Genomic DNA, 19417 nt, shown 5'->3' with positions numbered 1-19417 from the left:
CCATTAAGCATTTGGCTTCCAATTTAATTTGCTGATTTCACGGTTTGCTGTCCGCGCAATAGCCACACCGTACAATGCAAGCATACAAACAACGACAAGCGCCATAACGAGCAGCATAGGATAAGACTGTTGCAGTTTTGCCATATTAGAGTATAGGTAATGCTGCATTGCGCAAATTCCGACTGTACCGCTGATACACGCAGGAAACAGCGGGAGCAGAAAATACCATAGCACCTGTTGGTTTATGGAACGCTTCATTTGTTCGCGTCGTGCGCCCAGAATAGAAAGTGTCGCATACCTTGCCTTTGTTTCTCGCATTTGGGTTAGGAATTGCAGGGCAAGTAGGGCGCAAGCGATAATTAGAAGCATAAAACCCATGTATAAGGTCGTGTAGCTGCCGGAAATGACATAAAATAGTTGCCGTCCGAAATTGTCCAAATAGCTTTCGCAGTACAGGCCAGAGGGCTTTAACAGGTCACGGGCTTCCATAATCGACACCATCAGGCCATCAGCTTCCACAGTTTCGCTCGGAATACAGAAATTGTGATAAACGGTAACGGTGTCTGGATTTACATATTCAGAATATACTTCATCGGAAACAATCAATGCGGTTATGATTTTTACGTTTTCATCCGCAGTCAAGCCTTTCATCGGCACAAACGGGATAAGCGTAATTGGCAGTCCGTCAATAGAAATCAAGACTTTACCATTAGCCCGTGCGTCCTCCGCAATCTGGTTCAACATGGTGGTGGTTTCTTCTTTTGTACTCCCCTGAAAATCCGGGTTAAGATAGAATACAGCTTCGTCGATTCCAAGAACGATAGTTTTTTCTCCAGCTGCTTCCAGCAATTCGTTATATGAAGATACGGGAATTAAAAATGGCGAAGCTCCCGTAGTATCAATACACCCTAAAAGGTTAAGCGCGGCTGGTTGATTGGGACTGAACTCATAGCTTGTAGCTCCTTGTGTGACGGGATCCTCTACTTCTGGCGGCAGATTCAAAACAACCTGTTCACGCAGCCCGGACCAATCTATAAAAGAGTTCGCTTTCACGGAAGCTGGGCGTTTCATTGTTCCTGTTTCCATGCGGCTCAAATCAGCCACATAGGGCTGCATTTGCTTACCCGAAAGGTATTTTTCAACAGTCGCTTCATTGCCCGTGACGGTAAAATCGTAAACAGAAGATCCCCGCGTCATTTGGTTCCCATACGACATAATGCGGGTTGATCCGTCCGCAATGAGCATGATAGTGAGCATAATCAAAATAGATGCAACACCGATTGAAATATACTTGTGGACTATATTTTCGTGTAACTGCCGCAGAGTGAAAATATATAGACCGTGTGTTGTGTTGCGTTTCACAGAAGCCGCCGCTGCGCTCAGCAAGCCTGCAAGCCCACGGATAAAAAGCATTGTTCCCACAATACCTAATATCACGGCAACAATTATCATCATACCGCCAGCAACCATGAAATACTTTAGGATTACCCAATATGCAAGCGTCAAAACTACCGCTCCGAGAATGAGGGAAAATAAGTTCCCACTCATTTTTCCAACTTGCTGTTTCTTCGCCATTTCTCCATAAAGGAGTTGGTGGATTTCTTTGTTGAATAGTCTTCCACAAAGGATGAACAACGCGACAACTTGAATCATTAGAAATCCAAGCGTTGTCAAGAGAACAGCGCTCACAGAAAAACTTGACTGATGTGCAATTATGCCGCGACCTACAAGCCGTGCCGTAGCAAGGCTGATTACCTCTGATAAAAAGCCGCCGCAAATCAGTCCGCCCAAAAGAGCCAGCAGTGATGTGATTAGCCCCTCTGCCATGATTTGAATAAACAAGTGTCGCTTTGTCATTCCAAACATCAGGTAAAGCCCTAATTCCCGGCTCCTACATTCAAGCTGATATTTGTTCGCAAAAATGACAAGGAAAAATACAAACAGCAGCGAAAAAAGATAAACCGTCGGCATTAGCATTGTCAGAAGTCGATTAACAGCGTCACTTTCGATTTCCTCCAAGAAGCGCATCACGTCCTGGCTTCCAAGGGAGAGGACGATATAAAATGTGGCTACAGCTGTAACCATAGTAAGAAAATAAATCAGGTTCTCACTACGGTTTCGTTTGGAGTTTCGCCACGCAAGGTTAAAGAACATTTGCACTCCCTCCTCCCATCTGTGCCATTACCTGTAAGATACGCGCATAAAATTCCTCCCGTGTTTCAGTCGGAATTTTCCGGCGCAGCTCATGGAAAATCACACCGTCCTGTATGAATAGGATTCTGGAACAAAAACTTGCAGCGTTCGGGTCGTGTGTTACCATCAAAATTGTGCGTCCGCGACCGTGATTGATCTCGCACAGTTTTTCCATAAGCAACCGCGCTGCCTTTGTATCCAATGCCCCAGTTGGCTCATCTGCCAAAATAATATCGGGGTCGGAAATCAAACTGCGGGCGGCAGCGACGCGCTGTTTTTGACCACCTGACATCTGCGCCGGAAATTTGGAGAGCACATCCGTGATTCCAAAAAGTCCTGCAATGTCATTCAACTTCTTCTCCGCAGCAGATATATCTACATTATGGATAGAAAGCGGCAGCAGGATATTTTCTCTGCCAGTCAAGTTGTCAAGCAAAGCAAAATCCTGAAACAGATAGCCTATTTTATTGCCCCGATACTCAGCCAGTTTTTCGCTATCAAAGGAACTCACATTTGCGCCGGAAAGCAGGACTTGCCCGGAGGTCGGTTTAATAACCGTAGCAATGCAATTTAGCAGGGTCGTTTTTCCTGATCCGCTTGCGCCCATGATCCCCAAAAATTCGCCATCAAGAACATCAAAGGTAATGCCATTAAGAGCTTTTGTAGGAACACCCTCTTTCGTATATACCTTGTGTATATCTCGGACTTCCAAAAGTTTTTCTTTGCAATTCATATTATCACCTTTTGCCTTTTCGCTTTTTGATTAGTTGTTGATTATATTTTACTGCATGGCAGGAAGATAAACCACTTACAGTTGATGTAAGGTTTCTATGCTAAATGCTAAAGGGCGGCGATGTGACGTTTGTGCCAGATCGCCGCTGCTTTTCTTTATATTTATTCTATCCGATGTGCTTGCCCGCTTCAAGGTAATAGTTATGAATTATTTTGGCTATCAAGTGGAACTATATAAACATATCCGAAAGAAACAAATTTTCTTGATAAAGATCATGTTTCTTCACTCAAAGATAGCTTTACAAAATACACCTCTAAGGCTACTACAATAGGTAGGGCGCAAGGTCTTATGCAGAAGCACTTTGAGACCTTGCGCCCTCTGTTATTCTACCCTAAAAATACTTTGCCAGCTGCTTCAGACCACGCCGGATGCTGTCACGGATACAGGTAAGTTTGCATCCTTCATTACTCTTTAATGGAATTTGTATTCTCAGTTTTATAATCGGTATAATCAAGCCCATTAACCGGCATAATAAGGTCATTCCATCACATAAACCGGAACGATACGATATTATTGAGGTGAACGATTATGCCGATTGATGATTTAACTGCTTTAGGGCAAAAAATGCGGGAAGCCCGAAAGAATAAAGAACTGACACAACAGGAACTTTCTGATCTGAGCCATGTTTCTGTAAAGCAAATCGCCAATATCGAAAAAGGGAAAATGAATCCTTCCTATTTGATTTTGAGAGCATTGGCAAAGGTCCTGCACATCTCTTTAGATACACTTATAAATCCAGATGTTTCTCTGGAGGATGAGGGTGTCAATCAGATGAAAATGCTTTATTCCAGCTGTCCGCCAGAAATGCGTGACACCCTGCTGCATCACACCCAGGAAACGGTGAAAGAACTGACAGAGTTGTCCGAAAAATTTGAAACGAATTGAGCCAGTGAGTGAAATTTAACGATTCTCTCACTGGTTCTTTTCATTTCATATAAATTTAATCAAATAAGAAAGTTAACTTATACATATCAAATTTAGGTTACAAAAGGGACAAAGCTGATTTTTTACATCTACTGTCCCTTTTACATTTCCGTTATTATCTATTCATACTATATATCGTAAATAATTCCAGGTGGTAACAAAAAATTTAAAATTCTTTTAAAGTCAGAAAAGAAGTTCCCTACTCATTTAGACAATGAACTCTTTACGTTGATGAGTTGTCAACTGTATACTATTTTTTTACTTTTTTCCAAAATACAAAATATTTTACAGCAAGCATAAACTGATACAGCGTATTTTTATGGTTCTTTAAATAATCTTTGCATAAGAATCCATACTTGCATCGACTTTCATTATCAACTTACACATATCAAATTTCTTTTCATAGGTTATAACTTATATTCTATTTTAATTTTCAAAGTATACCATATCCCATGATCGTTCCGTTATTGATATCATAGCTTCTCTGGTTCACGGCATTACTGGAGTTTCCTTCCACGGTGTATACGGTACTGCCTTCGGTTTTCTCCACGATTCCCACATGGTCTGAGGTTCCGTCCCCGTTCCAGTCAAAAAAGATCAGGGTTCCGGGTGCTGGGGAATATCCCCGGCTTTTCCACTTTCCCTTGCTCTGGAACCATGCGATTCCATCATCGCACAGGGAGAATTTTGGCATCTTGCCGCTCTCGATGAGTCCTGCCTGATCCCCACACCAGCTGGCAAAGCAGGCACACCATGCCACATGGCTGTCAAAGCCATACCACGACCAGAACTTCTGGCCTCCCTCATTTCCAAGCTGGGTAAGTGCCACCGATACGATCTGGCCGTTGCCTCCAAACAGGCCGGCAAACAATCCGCCGCTGGAATAATACCGCAGGACATGTGGGACGTACTCTGGGTCGCCATAGGCACTCCATCCATGCGAAGCCGCCTGCTCGTTGGAAAACTGCAGGGCATTTTCGGCACTGTAACCGCCATACTTCCGTATCGCCCACGTTATGTATCCGTTGCCGTAGTTATATCCTTGCAGGGACAGTTTCAGCTTATCCATATCCTGTGGACTGGTGCATCCGGCTTCCTTCAGGCAGTCTGCATAATACTGGATTCCTACCTGTATGGAGTAATCTGCGTCCTGGATGGCATTGGGACTGTTGGAGTACCTGGTGTTGTATGGGCACTCACTGCTCTGCATGGGATCGGTCCCCCGGCCGCCAGATTCCTGCATCATGATTGCCTGTATCACGGAAACGTATTCGGGGATTCCATACTGGTTGGCGTATTTCTGGATGGTTGCCGTATAGGAAAGTACTTCCTGGCTGAGCGCTTCGTTGCTCTCTGAGTTTCCAGAGAATGCCGCACCGCCAATGATCCCGACCATGATAACCAGAAGCAGAACCATGACCGCTCCGGCCGCTCCCAGTGCAGCCATCATGGACTGCACGGTTTTCGCTGCCACTTCCACGGCGGCCCTAGCTGCCTTGAATGTATTCTCCCCTGCCCTTGCCGTTTTCTGTATCCGACGGATTCCATCAGAAGTCTGCAAGGCTGCTTTCTTCGCCGCCTGTTTCGCTGCCCTTCGTTCCATCTGCTTCTGCATCCGGGCTGTCAGGGCGTTGGAGCTGGCCGCACGGAGCTTCTGCTCTGGCTGGACGCTGATCTTCGCAGACTGGGGAGCCGTCTTGATGATACGCTTCTGTATGGTTTTCGGCTCCGGCTGTTTCCTTGGTTTTTCTTTAATCCGAATGGTTTCCGGCTGTTTCTGTCGGATGGCGGTCTGCCTTACTGTATCTTTTGCTTCCTTCTTCCGGCTCTGTTCTCGGATGGAGAGCTGCTTCATTTCTGCTATTTCCTGTCTGTTCTGGATTCTTGGTGTCTCCCTGGCAGCCCGGATCTTCTGCTCTTTCGTTTTGACGGCATCTGAAACCACCTTTTGCCGCTGGGCTTCCTGGATCTGTACTTCCCGGATCTGTGCTTCCTGAGCTTCCCGGCTGGCAGGATTGGCGGTCTGTGTGTCCCCTGTTCCTCTGGCGGTTTCTTTCTCCGCTTCTTTTTTGCTAGCGGCTCTCTGTTTGATCTTCTCGTAGGAAGTCTGTGCGGCTGTCTTTCCGGCTCTGGTTACAGTTCTGCCTGTCTTTCTTGCAGCCCATTCCTCTGCGGATGTGACTTTCCCACTGGCATATTCGGATGGGGACTGTTCTCCCATGTCATTGTCCCTGGCATTTGCGATGGTCTGGGATTTTTCCTTGCTCTCCAGTATGGCCGTCCGCATCAGCTCCTTGGGGATTCTGGAGGCAGGATTTTTGGTCTTTGGTTTTGTTGTAACTTCTTTGGTTTTGATATCCTTCATCTCTCACCTCCAGTCCCGGCTTGTCCCGCTCTTACGCTTCGCCCGGCTTGGTCGTCATCAGGCGGTACAGTTTTGTATTTCTTGGAAACGAATTTTCAAATGGCACCAGATTTCCGGAACAGCGGATCAGACCATGGCCGGCACCCACATTGGTGATGTAGGATAACTGGTTGTCTGAAATATTCAGAAGTGCCGCCAGCTCGTCCCGGTCGGTGGTGGCCTGATTCAAAAGGATCAGGAACTCACTGTTCGCCAGCATCAGGCGGGCGGTATCGGATTTCAGAAGTTCCTCTACGTTCTGGGTAAGCCCGGTGACAAATCCGGAATACTTACGGATACGCTTGTACAGGCGGTAGAAAAAGTCCGCACTGTATTCGTAGCGGAACAGCAGATAAAACTCATCCGCAAAGATCCATGTCGTTTTTCCCTTCTTCCAGTTCTGGATCACACGGTTGAAAATAGAATCCAGTGTGACCAGCATGCCAAGGGGCATCAGCTGTTCGCCCAGCTCCCGAATATCATAGTCGATGATACGGCTCTTCGTGTTGACATTGGTTTCCTGGGCAAAGGTGTTCAGACTTCCGTTGATAAACAATTCCGAAGACAAGGCCAGTCCTCTGGCTTCTTCCTCCGGCTGGAGCATGAGCTGTCGGTACAGGTCTTTCAAAGTCGGCACCTGCCCTTTGTAACCGCCCCTCATATAATCCCGGTACACATCTGCGGTGCAGCGGTCGAGGATGGATTTCTCCTTTGCCGAAAGGTTTCCGGCTCCGACAAGCTGCTCAAACAAGGACAGGATAAATTCTGACTTCTCAATGAGCGGGTTGCGGTCATTGCCATAGGCGGAATCCATGTCCAGTGCATTCAGATGGGTATCCGAGGTTGCCGAGATCCGGATAACCTCTCCGTTTAAGGCTTCCACCAAAGAAGCAAACTCCGACTCTGGATCAAGGATGAGGATGTCATCTTCCGTGGAAAGGGCAAGGTCTACGATCTCTTCTTTTGCTGAGAAGCTCTTTCCCGAACCGCTGACACCCAGTCGGAAAGAGTTGCCATTTAACAGTTTCCTTCGGTCTGCCACCAGCATATTTTTGCTGACTGCATTCTGCCCATAATAGATGCCGCCCGGCTGCATGATCTCCTGCGTATGGAATGGAATCAATACGGCAGTGGACTCTGTGGTAAGGGTTCGCACGGCATCGATTTTCCGCAGGCCATACGGCAGGACGGTATTCAGTCCATCGACCTGTTGCCATTTCAGGGTTGCCATCTGGCAGAGGTGTTTTCTTGCAATGGAATACAGGGTTTCCGTATCAGAATCCAGTTGTTTCTTGCTTTCTGCCATATGTACCATTGTCAGGATACCGAACATCATCCTCTGGTCCCTGGTAGTCAGATCGTCCAGCATTTCCTTGGTCTCTTTTCTCTGCAGCTCCATGTCATAGGGAACTACGGCTGAAAAGTTATTGTTGGCATTCTGGCGTCTCTGCCAGTTGGTGACGTTTGTCTCCACGCCCAGCAGTCGGTTCTGGATCTCACGCACCGCTTCGTCTGTCGGTACGGGGATGATATCAATGGACAGCATCAGGTTCCTGCCAAGGCTGCACAGTTCGGAGATCATCTCATCCTTTACATAGCTGGCGTAATCTTCCATAAAAAGGACTCTGCCGTACTGCTCGCCCAGCTTGAAATGGTCGTTATGGAATTCCATCGTGTCCGGGCAGATCCAGTCTTTGAAGCTGTGTCCTTTTTTCGCAAAGGCTTTCATGTCAAATGGAAAACTCTGTGGAACGTCTGCCTTGAAAAAGTCCCGGAAGATCTGTAGCCTCTGCTCTGCATCCAGCTCTTCCCCAATAGAGGACAGCTTGGCCAGATGGGTGATGATGTCCGTTCCCACACGTGCGAAATAGGTTCTGGCTTCATCGATGTTTTTCTTGTGGACGCTGATGGTCAGATAGCGTTCCTGGTAGATACTGTTGTTGGTACCGGAGATCTTGGAAAGGAGCATGTCATTGTACTCTTTCCGGTACTCGTCCAGACCGTCCCCTTTCATCGGGATCAGCAGGGACTGCTCAAACTCTTCCTTGTTGATCTTACGATTGTTCAGGGTGATCTTCGCCGTACAGCCAGAATCCAGTGCATTTAAAAGTTCAGAGTAGTCCAGGAACATTTCCGTCTTGTCCGCTTTACTGGCAATGGAATAGTTGATATCCGTAAACCGGAATGTCCTGGAATACTTGCTCTCCACCTGAAAAATACCATCTGGCCAGATCTTGCGAATCGGGATGGCCTGCTGGACAGACTTCGGTACTTTAAATTTTTCCTTGTCCTGTTTCAGTGTCTGACTCAGGGTTTTAATCAAAGGCATCACCCCTTCCTCTTCGCTTCTTTGGTTTCTTCTGTTTCGTCCGCTTCTTTTCCAGAAGTTCCGCTCCGTTTCCCATCATTTTCTCACCCAGCCGCAGGCTCTCTTCCATGCAGGAAAAGTACAGGTTCTCCGACTTAAATACCAGCCGCTTCGGGTACAGCAGTTCGGATTTAATGACTACCCATGCAAACTGTTCTGCCGTCATGCCGTGGTAACGAAAAAAGCCGCAGGCTGCAAAGGGAGCCGCCCCAAGGATGCACAGCCATCCGGTTACCTGTTCCCCGGCATATTTCCGGGTGACAAAATAGATTCCAAGGGCTGCCAGGATCGCCAGTACCGAAAATAAGCACTGCCGGAAGCTTAAGCCCCAGAACATTGACTCCTGATAGTCTCGGATTTCTTTATTCATTTTCACTTCCATGTTGTTTTCTACCTTTCTCTTTGTAATCTCTGTTTTTTCTTTTGTTTCTGTTTTGGTACATCCCTTTGCCGGATGCCATTTCTTTCCATAAATCTTTTTGTTCCTTCCGGATCAAGCTCTGCCAGTTTTTTCAGGTCGAATGCAACCCTCTGGAAGATGCAGTAACCGGAGGATGCGGTATCCGGCTGTATCGTTCCCAGCTTATGCTGCTTTATAAAACGAAGCTTTTCTTTGCTGAAATTGTGGTCGATATAGGCTTCATTGATACCGCCCAGCGAAGCAAAAGGCAGGTTTACCGTAAGGTCTGCAAAGCTTTCCGGGTATCCATCTTCCATATGGTAAAGCCCGATATAGAGATTGTCATCGCTCATGTAACTGTCTACCCTGAGAAATAATTCCTCCCGGCCATACTGCCAGTCGTAGCTCAGTGTCTTTGGTTCTTCCATTTTTTTCGCCTCCTATAATCCCATGATTTCTTTTACGATACGGTCGGATGCCTTGACTGCCCCGACCAGTACCAGCAGGTTAAATACCAGTTCCCCGACGTAATTCCAGACAATGGTCACGGCGGACAGGCTGGTGTCCCCGATGGCCGGCGGACTTGATGCAAACACCGAAAAGATGATGCAGGCCAGTGCGATGATGGCTCCTTCCAGACATACCCCGGCGTAGGAACGGATAAAGTTCTTTCCTACAGACTGGGTTGGCTCCCCGGCAAAGGTTGCCAGCGGAATCGGTGCGATGGCCGTGTACATGTACAGCTTGAACATTCTTCCATATACGGTCAGGATCATTACAAAGGAAAGCACGGTAATTAGCAGACTGCCTAACAGGGTTACGATCCACAAAGGGATGGATTCCAGCATCCCGACCGCTTCGATCTTGTCCACGATCTCCGAGGGCAGTTCCGTTACGGTTCCCCCTGCCATCCCAGAGTGGGACATGATGTTTGTCACGATGCCCTGCACAATGGAAAAGATCGCGGTCAAAAGCTCCATGCCGGACATGACGGCTCCCTGTGCCAGTGCAAAACGGATAAAGGCTTTCACTACATGTTCCGGCTTTTTCATATCCGTGAAGCTCCCACAGGTTTTCACAAGCCCCGCCGCAAAGAACAGAACCAGCAGGCCGTACCCGATGGCTTTCAGTCCACCGTTGATGTTCGTCATCACGCTCCAGATCGCCCCGCCCTTGAAATTCTCCGGGCTTTGCGTCAGCAGTGTCCAGATCTCAGCCAGCTTGTCGCTCCAGGTCTGCAAGGCAGAATTTAGATTCTGTACGATCCAGTTATCACTCAAACAGTTTCACCTCCCATCCTCAAAAGTGAGCAGGGAGCCGGCATTTCGCATGGCTCCCCTTCTGGACTCTTCTCCTATCCCATGATCAGGTCCAGGATCTCTTTTGCAAAGGTAATAATGATACCGCCTGCCAGTGTCAGAAATCCGTTTGCCCTCTGGCTTGGATCGTGGCTCTTTAAGGACAGACCGACCTGCACGATACCAAATCCCAGCAGGATCAGGCCAATGGCGCGGATCAGGGAAAAGATAAACGTGGACAGGTTATTGACTACGGTCAGCGGATCGCCTGCGGCATAAACGCAGGTCGCCCCAATGCAGATCGACAGTACCATGACTGCATACAGAGCAAACAGTTTCTTCTGCCCTCTCTTCATCTTCAGCGGTGCGGTCTCTTTCCTGATTTCTGTGTGTTTCTTATTTTTCAGTAAATTCATTGGCATTCCTCCCATCAAAAAAGCTCCCCGATGATGTCCTCATCCAGAAGCAGTTCGTAATCGTCATATCTTGTTTCGTCAAATGTAAAATCGTCATGCGCCAGCGGTGCTTTCGCATAATTGAACGGGCCGGCACCTCCGTCCTCGGTATACCGGATGTTGGGATGCTTCATCAGGTCATACTTGGCATCCAGTATGGGCCGCTCCCCGCGGATAAACAGAAGTGCATTCTGGTTATCCAGCATACGGACTTCATCCGGCTGTAACAGCTCCCTTCCGCTCTGCTGGAAGTTGGTGGAGTAGCTGCCGGATTTTCCTTTGGTCTGCCCGTAGGTGTTGGTGTCTATGGTTTCTTTCCCCAGTAATTCTGATACATATTTGTGTGTCTCTTTTTCATTGCCGCCCAGGTACAAAAACTCATCGCAGTTGCCCACCAGACTTTCCCAGGAGTCCTTGAACAGAGCCTTTAGTTGGCTCATGTTCTGGATGATGATGCTGCAGTAAATGGAACGGGAACGGCAGGTTGCCAGGATCTTCTCAAACTCATTTGGCAGGGATGCGTTTGGAAACTCATCCATGATGCAGTTGACCGGAACCGGGAGGGCACCGCCATGCACACGGTCTGCCATGTAATAAAGCGTCTGGAAAAGCTGGCTGTAGATCATGCCTACCAGATAATTCAAAGAGGTGTCTGCATCCGGGATACAGCAGAAAAGGGCAACTTTTCTTTCTCCCATGCTGGAAAGATCCAGTTCATCAGTATTGGTCAGCTTGGCGATCTGCGGCAGATTGAAGGCTGCCAGCCGGACACCTACACTGATCAGGATGGACTTGGCGGTCTTTCCTGCCGCCTGCTTGTAAATGTGATACTGCTTGACGGCAATGCTGTCCGGGTCCCGCATCTCCAGACGGTCAAACAAAATGTCCAGAGGGGACTCGTAGTCCTCGTCCTCTTCTTTTACCTGTGCCGAGCCTAACATCTCCATGATCATGGCGAAGTTCTGTTCTTCCGGCGGAGCTTCGTGGAGCAGATACAGCATCAGTGCCTGAAGTAGTGCGGTTTCGCTCTTCTCCCAGAAGGGATCAGAGGACTGGGAACCTTTGGGTGTGGTGTTTTGTATCAGATTGGAAATAAGACGGAGCACGTCTTTGTCATCGTGGACATACTCGAATGGATTGTAGCAAAAAGATGTGTCGGGATTGATGAGGTCAAAGACACGCACCTCATATCCTTTCTTTTCCAGCAGACCGCCTGTCTTTCGGAGCAGCTCGGCTTTCGGATCGGTGATGACCATCGAACAGCAGCACTGCATGATGTTTGGCAGGGCAAAGCCTCTGGATTTTCCTGCACCGGAGCCTCCCACTACGAGAATGTTGAGACATCTGCGGTGCTTGTGGGTGTCAAGGCTAATGCGGAAGTTCTGTGTCAGCAGGATGTTCTGGGAGTACGGCTTCTGGCTATATTTCTTACAGATCTGCCGGGCATCGCCCCATCTGGCAGAGCCATGTTCTTCCCCTCTGCGGTAGTTCTTCTGACTGGAATAAAAAATGCCGATCCCGGCTGCGTAAAGTAACGTGCAGACCAGCATCGACTTGATGGTATATTCCGTATAATGAAACTGGAAGGGATGGTTCAGCTTTTCTGTGAGAACCTCCATCAGCTCGAAAAGATTCCTGCCCGGCTGGATGGCATCCGCAAGCAGGATTGCTACCCACCAGATGACAGGCAGTCCGGCAAGCCAAATCACCCAGTCTGACTTCCGGCTGTTTGTTACCGGGATTGCTGCTGTTTGGGCCTCTCTGCTCTTGGCAGGTCCGTAATGTTGAAGCTGTCCACTCCCGGAACGAGGGCAAGACTGCTTCCATTCTCCCAGTTTACGTGGATCTGCCCTGCATCGTCTACCATATCCACCTTACCTTTTAAGCCGGGTGGCATGTGGCTCTCCCCCTCCATGCTGTTAAGCGTGACCTCGGTTCCCGGCGGATATCTTCTCCGCATGGCTTCTATTCTTTCTTGTGTCATATTTCTGTATATTTGTACCACATCCTTTCTTCATCTTCCCCTTCCACGGTATGGGCGGTATCTGGATTTCATGATCTTTAACAGGACGCTGTCGATCCCATCGGAATAGCGTCCGTTTTTCAGGTATGTGTCCCGGAGCTGGTTTAAGGCTTCCACGGATTTGCTGTGTTCGGCTTCTGTCAGGTAGAGCTTTCCCTCTTCCTGCTCTGCCAGCTTCAGAACCAGATCCCGTGTGGTATCCACCGGAAGCCCCTGTTCTTTTTCCTGCCGGAACACTTCCCGGAGTGCATGGATCAGCATGTGGTTCATGATCCGGTCCATCTTTACATATCGCATTCTTGTCATAGGCGAGCCTCCTTTTTTCCTCTTTTTCTCAACCACAACATACCACACTTCCTCCCGGAAAGCTACTGCAAAAGAGCCGGAAAAGCCCCTTTTTATCAGCGTTCCGGAGACTTTTTACTCTTGGCAGGTTTCTCCGTTTTTTCCTCCGGGATGGCAAATTCATCGGTCATAAATTCCTGCTCGCTTTTGCCAAGGCTGCGGTCTACCTGCTTGCCAATGGAATAGGCTGCACTCTTTACATCCTGGATAAAGGAGCGGAGTTCTTTCGGATCTTTCTGTCCGAATGCCTGCATCTGGCATACCTTGTCAAAGGAAAAACCGGAGACATCCACGCCGTATTTCTGTGCTGTCACATACGCCGCACAATAGGCCTGTGCCGATACCCCTGCCCGGCTGTAGCTTCCATCGTGATGGTCAAGGGATGCACAGGCCAGCTCCCGGCTGATGGAATGGAACGTTGCATTTTCGCTCATGCCATTTCGGACATAGATCGTCCGCTTGTTCGGGATGTACTGTGCCTGTACCTTATCCGGCAGATTGTCTGCGATCTGAATCCGTACCTCGCTGTCGGTCAGCAGTGCTTCCATCAGCTGGTCCATCGGCTTTGGCTCTGCCTCTTCCGGCTGCTTGGTACGGATCTGGCTGATGTCATAGGCTTTCTGGATGGAGTACCCCTGCTGGATGACACCGTCCTTTTCATATTCCTGTCCGACAATGAAGTTGTATCCCTTGCTTCCGGTCTTGACTACCTTGCCTTCTTCCTTCCATTTTTCAAAGGTCTTGACCTGCCGGATCTCCGGATTCTGTGCATAAAGCAGGAACAGGTTGTCTGTCCTCTGCGGCTTGCACCGTCCCATAAAATCAAGGAATCCTTTTAAGGAGTCCCCATTCTGGAAGACCTCCTGTGCCTTTCCATCGATCATACCCCAGATTTCTTCCCTCTCCTGCTTTTTCTGTGCGGCATATTCTTCTTTCGATAACCGCTGGGCGGACTGCTCCTGCGAGTCCTGCCCTAAAAATTTTGTCAGGTCCATCTCCTACCTCGCTTTCACCTTTCGTTTATTTCTTGCTTTCTTCTGCGTTTTCCTTGGTCCACGGTTCTTTTCCCGGCTCCGCTTCTGGGATTCCTCTGCTTTCTCCCGTTTGATGTTCTCCAGCTCCCGGCGGACACTGGGACGCTCCTGTTCCCTCTGCCCTGCATCAGTCCCTTTTTCCTGCCCGGTAGAAATATTTCTGCTGTGCAAGGAAGAGCCGGACAGATTCTCTTCCCCCTCTTCCTGCACCGGGATAAAATTTTCCGGTTCGGAAAACTCCTTTTCGGGATGATTCTGGTTCTTTTCCTCTTCAGAAAAGTCCATGTCACCGACCTGGAATGCTTCGTCCAGATCGCTGATTTCAAACTGCACCTCGCCCTCTGGCATCTGCACAGTTTCCTGTACTGCTTCGGTTTCCGGTGCTTCCATTCCGGCGGTTACCTCATGGACAGCTTCCCCGACTTCGCTCCTTACAAAATCAAGGTTCATCTTATCCATGACACGGTTGACTTTGGCTGCATCATCGGCAAAGACCATGACCTCGCTCATCTCCGGGTTCTTTTTATCCCGGATGATCACATAGAGCAGTCCTCGTTTCCTGCCCTCACTGCAGAATTCACGCAGGCGGTCAGATGGCACAGTGAAGAACTTCAATGGCTTGTTCTCCTTTAACATCCGCACCATTCTGGTCTTGCCCCTCGTTTTCTTCTGGTCTTTTAATACGGCGGCAACAAATACCGCCAGATGCTTTGCCAGCGTACCCGAAAGCCTGAGCCCGTGGTCCACGCCGTCCAGGGAATACCGGACGATCTGGTCCGCCGCATCGCCTCCATAATTCATGTTGTTCACCTGCTTTCTGTTCTCGGTTTTCTGTTTTTCTCCGTCTGTTCTTCTTCCTGTCTCTGGATCTGCTCTGCCAGACGCATCTTTTCTTCCATCTCCTGGGACTGCTGTTCGATCCGGATACAAATGCGGATATCCTTTCGAAGTGGCTTCAGTTCTTCGGTGATCTGACCGATCCTGACACTGTCCGGTTCGCTCCGGTAGAGCCGCTTCCGCTCTTTCGTGAGTGCCTGTACCCTCTCTTCCAACGATGTGCGGTAGGCGAGTAGCTCTTCACGGGTAGTGATCTGATGCTTCTGTAGAAATTCCATCTGCTCGATCCTGGCATCCAGTTTTCGGATGTCTGCCCGGAGCACCGGGGAAATCCTTTTCGGCTTCTGCTTTAGGGCACCCATCTGGTACAGATAGGAATAGTACAGGGCCTGTATCCCTTTTAACTTCTTTTTCGGGGATCTGAAATCTCCTTCTTTTCCAGCAGGTATCCTGCTCTTGGGCTGCAAGATCCACTGCCGGATGCTCTCTTCCGAGTAATGCTTCCCAAGGCTCCGCAGACGGATATACCGTTCCATCCCCGGTGCTTTTAATGCAATGTACTTCCGGTTCAGCTTCCACTGGTATCCCCTCTGCTTCATCTGTTCCAGAAACTGTTTCCATGTGAAGCTCTCTGCCACAGCATCCCGGATGTCCAGACGGATCGAGGTTCTCCAGGTCGGCTTTCCGTCCTGTTCTGCCATCCACTGTGCATAGGATTTCCCTTTGCCGTTTTTCGGTTCGATGACAGATAAGCCGTATTTCAGGCATAAGGCATCCGAAGCTTTCCTTACATCCTCATAGTAACTCCTGCTGTTGCTGTGGTACTTTTTCCCATCTTCCATGCTCACGGAATTAAACACGATGTGGTTGTGGTAATGCTCCGTATTCAGATGGGTGGTGATGACTGCTTCGTATTTTCCCTGAAGGAGCCTTTCTGCCATTTCCATGCCGATCTGGTGAGCAAGCTCCGGGGTGACTTCCCCTTTGACAAAGCTCTGCACCAGATGGTACCCCTGTACTCCGTCCATCTTGTGGTATCGTTTCTTCGTAGCTACCATATCTTGATAGGCAGTCTCACAGACGCAGCCGATGGCATCCTCAAAAACGGAACGCTCCGTCTTGTCCCGATTCATGGCGTAATCGATGGCTTCTTCCAGAGAGCCGGCACTCTGCCCTTTCTTGGTGGTCTTATCCTTGTTTCGGATGTACGTGATGGAATTGTCCAGACGGCTGACCGGGATGATACTGGTGTATGCCATCGGCTACCATTCCTCTTTGACCAGCCTCCATGTCTCTTTCGTCATGCGGAGCATTTCCCGGATACTCTCTTCCCCGGCCATCCCACAGCCGTTGGCTACATGGGCAAGCTGATTGGCGTTGTTGCACAGACCGGATATTTTCCGCAAAAGCTCCGTATGATGCTCACAGGGTCTTGCCCGGACTTCGCCACCCATGACAATGGAACGGATGTATTCCTCACGGGACAGGCCGCTTTTTTCTACCTGCTCTTCCAGAAAACGCAGCTCTTTTGCATTGAGGCGGACTGGTATCACATGGTTCCTTTTTCTCATCTCTTCACCTGCTTTCCAACGGGTTATTGGTTGCGTCATTACATTTCACGATTTTTCCAGATCAGGAAACCTGCCAGGACGCCGATGGCTACCGCTGCAGCAATGATCTTTTTCTTCATATGGGCCTCACCCCCTTTCCGATACCTGGCACAGCTCCATCGGGGCGAACATGATCCCTCTCTTTTCCATCTCTTTTGCGAATTCCAGGAGGTTCCATTTTTTCCCATCAATCATAGCAGAATCGGCATCCAGATAGTGGCAGGTGGATACGTTCCGCTCTCCATTTGGGGCATTCTGCACAAGGCTTTCCCCGTCTGCCAGACGGAACAGTTCCTCTCCCTGGCTGTTTACAAAACAGATGCACACGCCGTGGTCAATGATCTCCTTTGGTTTCATCCGGCACCGCTCCAGTGCCTCATCCTCACGTTTTCCAGCTATGAAAAGACACATTGCAAAAACGCCCATTACTCCTCCGGTCATTGTGCCAAGTATAAATCCCAACATTTTTTCGTTCTCCTTTCGTCTGTTTACGGCTCGGTATGGGGGATTGGGGTTCTCCCCAAAGTGCGTTTGGATATCCAAACGCTATGCTTGCAAAACCAGTCGCATCCGGTTTCGTCCCCTCTGAACCAGTCGTTTTTCTGAATCATTCATTTTCCTTGATTTTGCTCAACCCATCCAGTGTGGTACAGATGATATGGAGTCTGTCAGCCATGCTGATCTCCGTGTTCATCGTCCCGGTGGTCTCTTTTCCGCAGACAACCACCATCCTGCACCGCCTTAAGATCTGGTGGGACATTCTCCGCATGGCCTGCATATCCTCTGCATCCCCGTCATCAAGGAATGGGGAAAAGCTGTACTGCGAGCAGATCGGCACATATCCCAGTTCGTAGATCTTCCGGCAGTACCGCTGTACTTTGGTCTTTCCTTCTTCTGCAGAACAGCAGACATAAGCAAGTGCCTGTTCCAATACGACCATCTCCTTTCCTGGCCGGACAGGTTTCCTCTGCCCGGCGTTTTTCCAAAAAGAAACACCCACAAAGCATTCCGCTCTGTGGATGTCTTGTGGACATCTGGATTCTTTTCTTCTCTTTTTCAGATGTCTGCCAGACATCCGGCTACTGTGGTTCTTTGTTTTCCGCTTCTTCCCCAGCTTCCAGTGCAATGCGGACACGGTCGCTTCCCAGCTTATAATACGCATCGGTCACTTCAATGCCGACTGCCTGAAACCCCGACTCTGCCGCCGCAAGGATGGTAGTACCAGCTCCGGCAAACGGGTCTAAGATCAGGCCGCCCGGCTCACAGATCTGGATGACATCCTTCATCAGCTGGAGCGGCTTTTCTGTCACATGGATGCGGTTCTGGGGATTCCCATAACGGAACACACCCGGAAGGCAGGACACCGGGCGGTTGATCGGCATCGGTCCGTTGCTTCCCCATACAATATATTCTGCCTGCTGGCGGAATCTGCCTTTCTGCGGACGGGAGTTCCCCTTGTCCCAGACGGCAGTCCCTCTCCAGATCCACCCTGCCCACTGGAGGGCATCGGTGATGGACGGATACTGTCTCCAGTCAATAAAGAGGCAGATCGGAGCCCCTCTCTTGCAGGCTTTCCGCACATCGTACAGCCATTCTGCCATCCAGTGGGTCCAGGAACGCTGGTCTTTATTATCCCCATCAAAATCCGGCAGGGCATTTTCTGCTTTCATGCTGCTGTACTTCTGGTTGGTAGTTCGGTTGCGTTCGTTCTGCTTGGTTCCCCCGGACGCATAGGGCGGATCGGTTATAACTGCATCAAAGATCCCCGGCTGGAATCCTTTGACCAGTTTTAAGGTATCTCCATGCAGGATACGCCAGTTCTCCCCTCCGGCAGACTCATCCGGCACACAGTCCGGTTTTAAAAGATCTTCAAGTTTCAGGGTATTTCCCATAGGCATCATCCTTTCGGTCGCTTATTTTCCAGATTTCTCTGGAAGTGCTTTTCTTTATGGAACTGCTCATCGGCAGGTATCCTCTTTTTTCAGTGTTTCTTTTCTTGGCGTTCTGGGCTGTTCACGGTGGTCCGACAGCTCGGTTTCCACGTATTCGCTGATGATTCCCAGCGCTTCATAGTAATTGCTGCTCTTGTGGACACGATCCGCCATTTCGTTGGCCTGTTCGGACATCCCGGCACGTCTAAGCAGTCTTGCGGCATCCCCAAGGATTGAGAAAATATTTCCGTCATGCCCTAAGAGCTTAAGTTCTGGACGGGACGGCTTTTGTTCCGGCTGCTTTTCCTGCACACCGTTTTCCGGTGCTTTCACCAGTATCTGGAAATCCGAGCCGGCACCAACATAGAAATGTAAGTATAATTCACCACCGTCTACCTTGATCTCCCGCTGTTCCATACTTTCTCCCCAGCCATCGCTGTACTGCCCTCTCAGATACTGCCCCACCACACGGTATTCCTCTGGTGTCAGATTCTCCCGGAGTGTCAGGTTTGCACAGCCATATAAAACGCCCTCCTGTTCCTTTACCGCCATTGTAATGCGTTCCACTTTTTCCTTAATGTCCTTGTTTTGGTCAAAATAATCGATCAGGTTGCATGGCTGGTTGTCAGGCATACCGAGCCGATTGATCTCGTCAACCTTTTCTGCGATGGATGTCTGATACTGCACCAGGTCAGGTCCTTCCAATGGCTCCGCATCATCCAGATCCACAATATCTGAATAGTCCGGAATAAACTCTGCCATCAGAGGTGACAGCATTTCCACTTCTATTTTATCTTTCAAA

General features: G+C 49.1%; 20 protein-coding genes. 1 reads left to right on the top strand and 19 read right to left on the bottom strand.

The features are described 5' to 3' along the window. Positions 1 to 3 precede the first annotated feature (3 nt). The gene (locus KGMB01110_RS10080; protein ID WP_119298174.1) at positions 4 to 2154 is read right to left on the bottom strand and encodes an ABC transporter permease; all 2151 of its coding nucleotides are present in this window, start codon (positions 2152 to 2154) and stop codon (positions 4 to 6) included. Then, on the bottom strand, positions 2144 to 2926 hold the full coding sequence (locus tag KGMB01110_RS10075; RefSeq protein WP_008400030.1) for an ABC transporter ATP-binding protein: 783 nt from the start codon (positions 2924 to 2926) through the stop codon (positions 2144 to 2146). The genes KGMB01110_RS10080 and KGMB01110_RS10075 overlap by 11 nt, the downstream gene beginning before the upstream one ends. A gap of 588 nt (positions 2927 to 3514) precedes the next feature. On the opposite strand from KGMB01110_RS10075, the gene KGMB01110_RS10065 reads away from it, so the two are divergent. After that, a complete protein-coding gene (locus tag KGMB01110_RS10065; RefSeq protein ID WP_005337966.1) occupies positions 3515 to 3871 on the top strand; it encodes a helix-turn-helix domain-containing protein in 357 nt (118 codons plus the stop codon). A 472-nt stretch (positions 3872 to 4343) separates the two neighbouring features. Here the strand turns inward: KGMB01110_RS10065 and KGMB01110_RS10060 are convergent, their stop codons facing one another. From KGMB01110_RS10060 to KGMB01110_RS09980, 17 genes are all read right to left on the bottom strand, one after another. After that, positions 4344 to 6275, bottom strand: a complete 1932-nt coding sequence (locus KGMB01110_RS10060; protein ID WP_119298173.1) for a lysozyme family protein — start codon at positions 6273 to 6275, stop codon at positions 4344 to 4346. Positions 6276 to 6306: 31 nt separating this feature from the next. After that, positions 6307 to 8637, bottom strand: a complete 2331-nt coding sequence (locus tag KGMB01110_RS10055) for a VirB4-like conjugal transfer ATPase, CD1110 family (protein WP_330508282.1) — start codon at positions 8635 to 8637, stop codon at positions 6307 to 6309. Further along, positions 8630 to 9064, bottom strand: coding sequence for a PrgI family protein (locus tag KGMB01110_RS10050; protein ID WP_015535752.1), 435 nt, complete (start codon positions 9062 to 9064; stop codon positions 8630 to 8632). Before KGMB01110_RS10050 ends, KGMB01110_RS10055 begins: the two co-directional genes overlap by 8 nt. 8 nt (positions 9065 to 9072) lie before the next feature. After that, positions 9073 to 9510: a DUF4313 domain-containing protein gene (locus tag KGMB01110_RS10045; protein ID WP_119298171.1), complete on the bottom strand. Its 438-nt coding sequence runs from the start codon at positions 9508 to 9510 to the stop codon at positions 9073 to 9075. 12 nt (positions 9511 to 9522) lie between these two features. Further along, positions 9523 to 10362 carry a hypothetical protein gene (locus KGMB01110_RS10040; RefSeq protein WP_008400038.1) on the bottom strand — a complete coding sequence of 280 codons (840 nt, stop codon included), beginning with the start codon at positions 10360 to 10362 and terminating at the stop codon, positions 9523 to 9525. Positions 10363 to 10436: 74 nt separating this feature from the next. Beyond that, on the bottom strand, positions 10437 to 10811 hold the full coding sequence (locus KGMB01110_RS10035) for a hypothetical protein (protein WP_008400039.1): 375 nt from the start codon (positions 10809 to 10811) through the stop codon (positions 10437 to 10439). Then, on the bottom strand, positions 10811 to 12544 hold the full coding sequence (locus tag KGMB01110_RS10030; RefSeq protein WP_119298170.1) for a VirD4-like conjugal transfer protein, CD1115 family: 1734 nt from the start codon (positions 12542 to 12544) through the stop codon (positions 10811 to 10813). Before KGMB01110_RS10030 ends, KGMB01110_RS10035 begins: the two co-directional genes overlap by 1 nt. Before the next feature lie 23 nt (positions 12545 to 12567). Continuing rightward, positions 12568 to 12840, bottom strand: coding sequence for a DUF4314 domain-containing protein (locus KGMB01110_RS10025; RefSeq protein ID WP_330508123.1), 273 nt, complete (start codon positions 12838 to 12840; stop codon positions 12568 to 12570). Positions 12841 to 12849: 9 nt separating this feature from the next. Beyond that, a complete protein-coding gene (locus tag KGMB01110_RS10020) occupies positions 12850 to 13164 on the bottom strand; it encodes a hypothetical protein (protein ID WP_015513376.1) in 315 nt (104 codons plus the stop codon). Positions 13165 to 13259: 95 nt separating this feature from the next. Further along, positions 13260 to 14198 (bottom strand): ArdC-like ssDNA-binding domain-containing protein, encoded by a 939-nt coding sequence (locus KGMB01110_RS10015; protein ID WP_119298168.1) that lies wholly within the window; start codon positions 14196 to 14198, stop codon positions 13260 to 13262. A 3-nt stretch (positions 14199 to 14201) separates the two neighbouring features. Further along, positions 14202 to 15038, bottom strand: coding sequence for a PcfB family protein (locus KGMB01110_RS10010; protein ID WP_117638845.1), 837 nt, complete (start codon positions 15036 to 15038; stop codon positions 14202 to 14204). 5 nt (positions 15039 to 15043) lie between these two features. Then, positions 15044 to 16333 carry a relaxase/mobilization nuclease domain-containing protein gene (locus KGMB01110_RS10005; protein ID WP_119298167.1) on the bottom strand — a complete coding sequence of 430 codons (1290 nt, stop codon included), beginning with the start codon at positions 16331 to 16333 and terminating at the stop codon, positions 15044 to 15046. A 3-nt stretch (positions 16334 to 16336) separates the two neighbouring features. Continuing rightward, positions 16337 to 16645: a plasmid mobilization protein gene (locus KGMB01110_RS10000; RefSeq protein WP_019162193.1), complete on the bottom strand. Its 309-nt coding sequence runs from the start codon at positions 16643 to 16645 to the stop codon at positions 16337 to 16339. Positions 16646 to 16771: 126 nt separating this feature from the next. After that, complete coding sequence (locus KGMB01110_RS09995) at positions 16772 to 17149, bottom strand: DUF3789 domain-containing protein (RefSeq protein WP_025577043.1); 378 nt, start codon at positions 17147 to 17149, stop codon at positions 16772 to 16774. A gap of 142 nt (positions 17150 to 17291) precedes the next feature. Beyond that, positions 17292 to 17615 carry a DUF7768 domain-containing protein gene (locus KGMB01110_RS09990; protein WP_408631094.1) on the bottom strand — a complete coding sequence of 108 codons (324 nt, stop codon included), beginning with the start codon at positions 17613 to 17615 and terminating at the stop codon, positions 17292 to 17294. A gap of 148 nt (positions 17616 to 17763) precedes the next feature. Continuing rightward, positions 17764 to 18576, bottom strand: a complete 813-nt coding sequence (locus tag KGMB01110_RS09985; protein ID WP_015513369.1) for a DNA-methyltransferase — start codon at positions 18574 to 18576, stop codon at positions 17764 to 17766. A gap of 66 nt (positions 18577 to 18642) precedes the next feature. Next, on the bottom strand, positions 18643 to 19416 hold the full coding sequence (locus tag KGMB01110_RS09980; RefSeq protein WP_243112777.1) for a hypothetical protein: 774 nt from the start codon (positions 19414 to 19416) through the stop codon (positions 18643 to 18645). Between the last annotated feature and the right edge of the window lies 1 nt (position 19417).

Origin of the sequence: Mediterraneibacter butyricigenes (genome assembly GCF_003574295.1) — a bacterium.
Classification (GTDB): Bacteria; Bacillota; Clostridia; order Lachnospirales; family Lachnospiraceae; genus Mediterraneibacter_A; species Mediterraneibacter_A butyricigenes.
The sequence above is the reverse complement of the archived record's forward strand: the minus strand, read 5'-3'. Positions and strand labels throughout refer to the sequence as shown.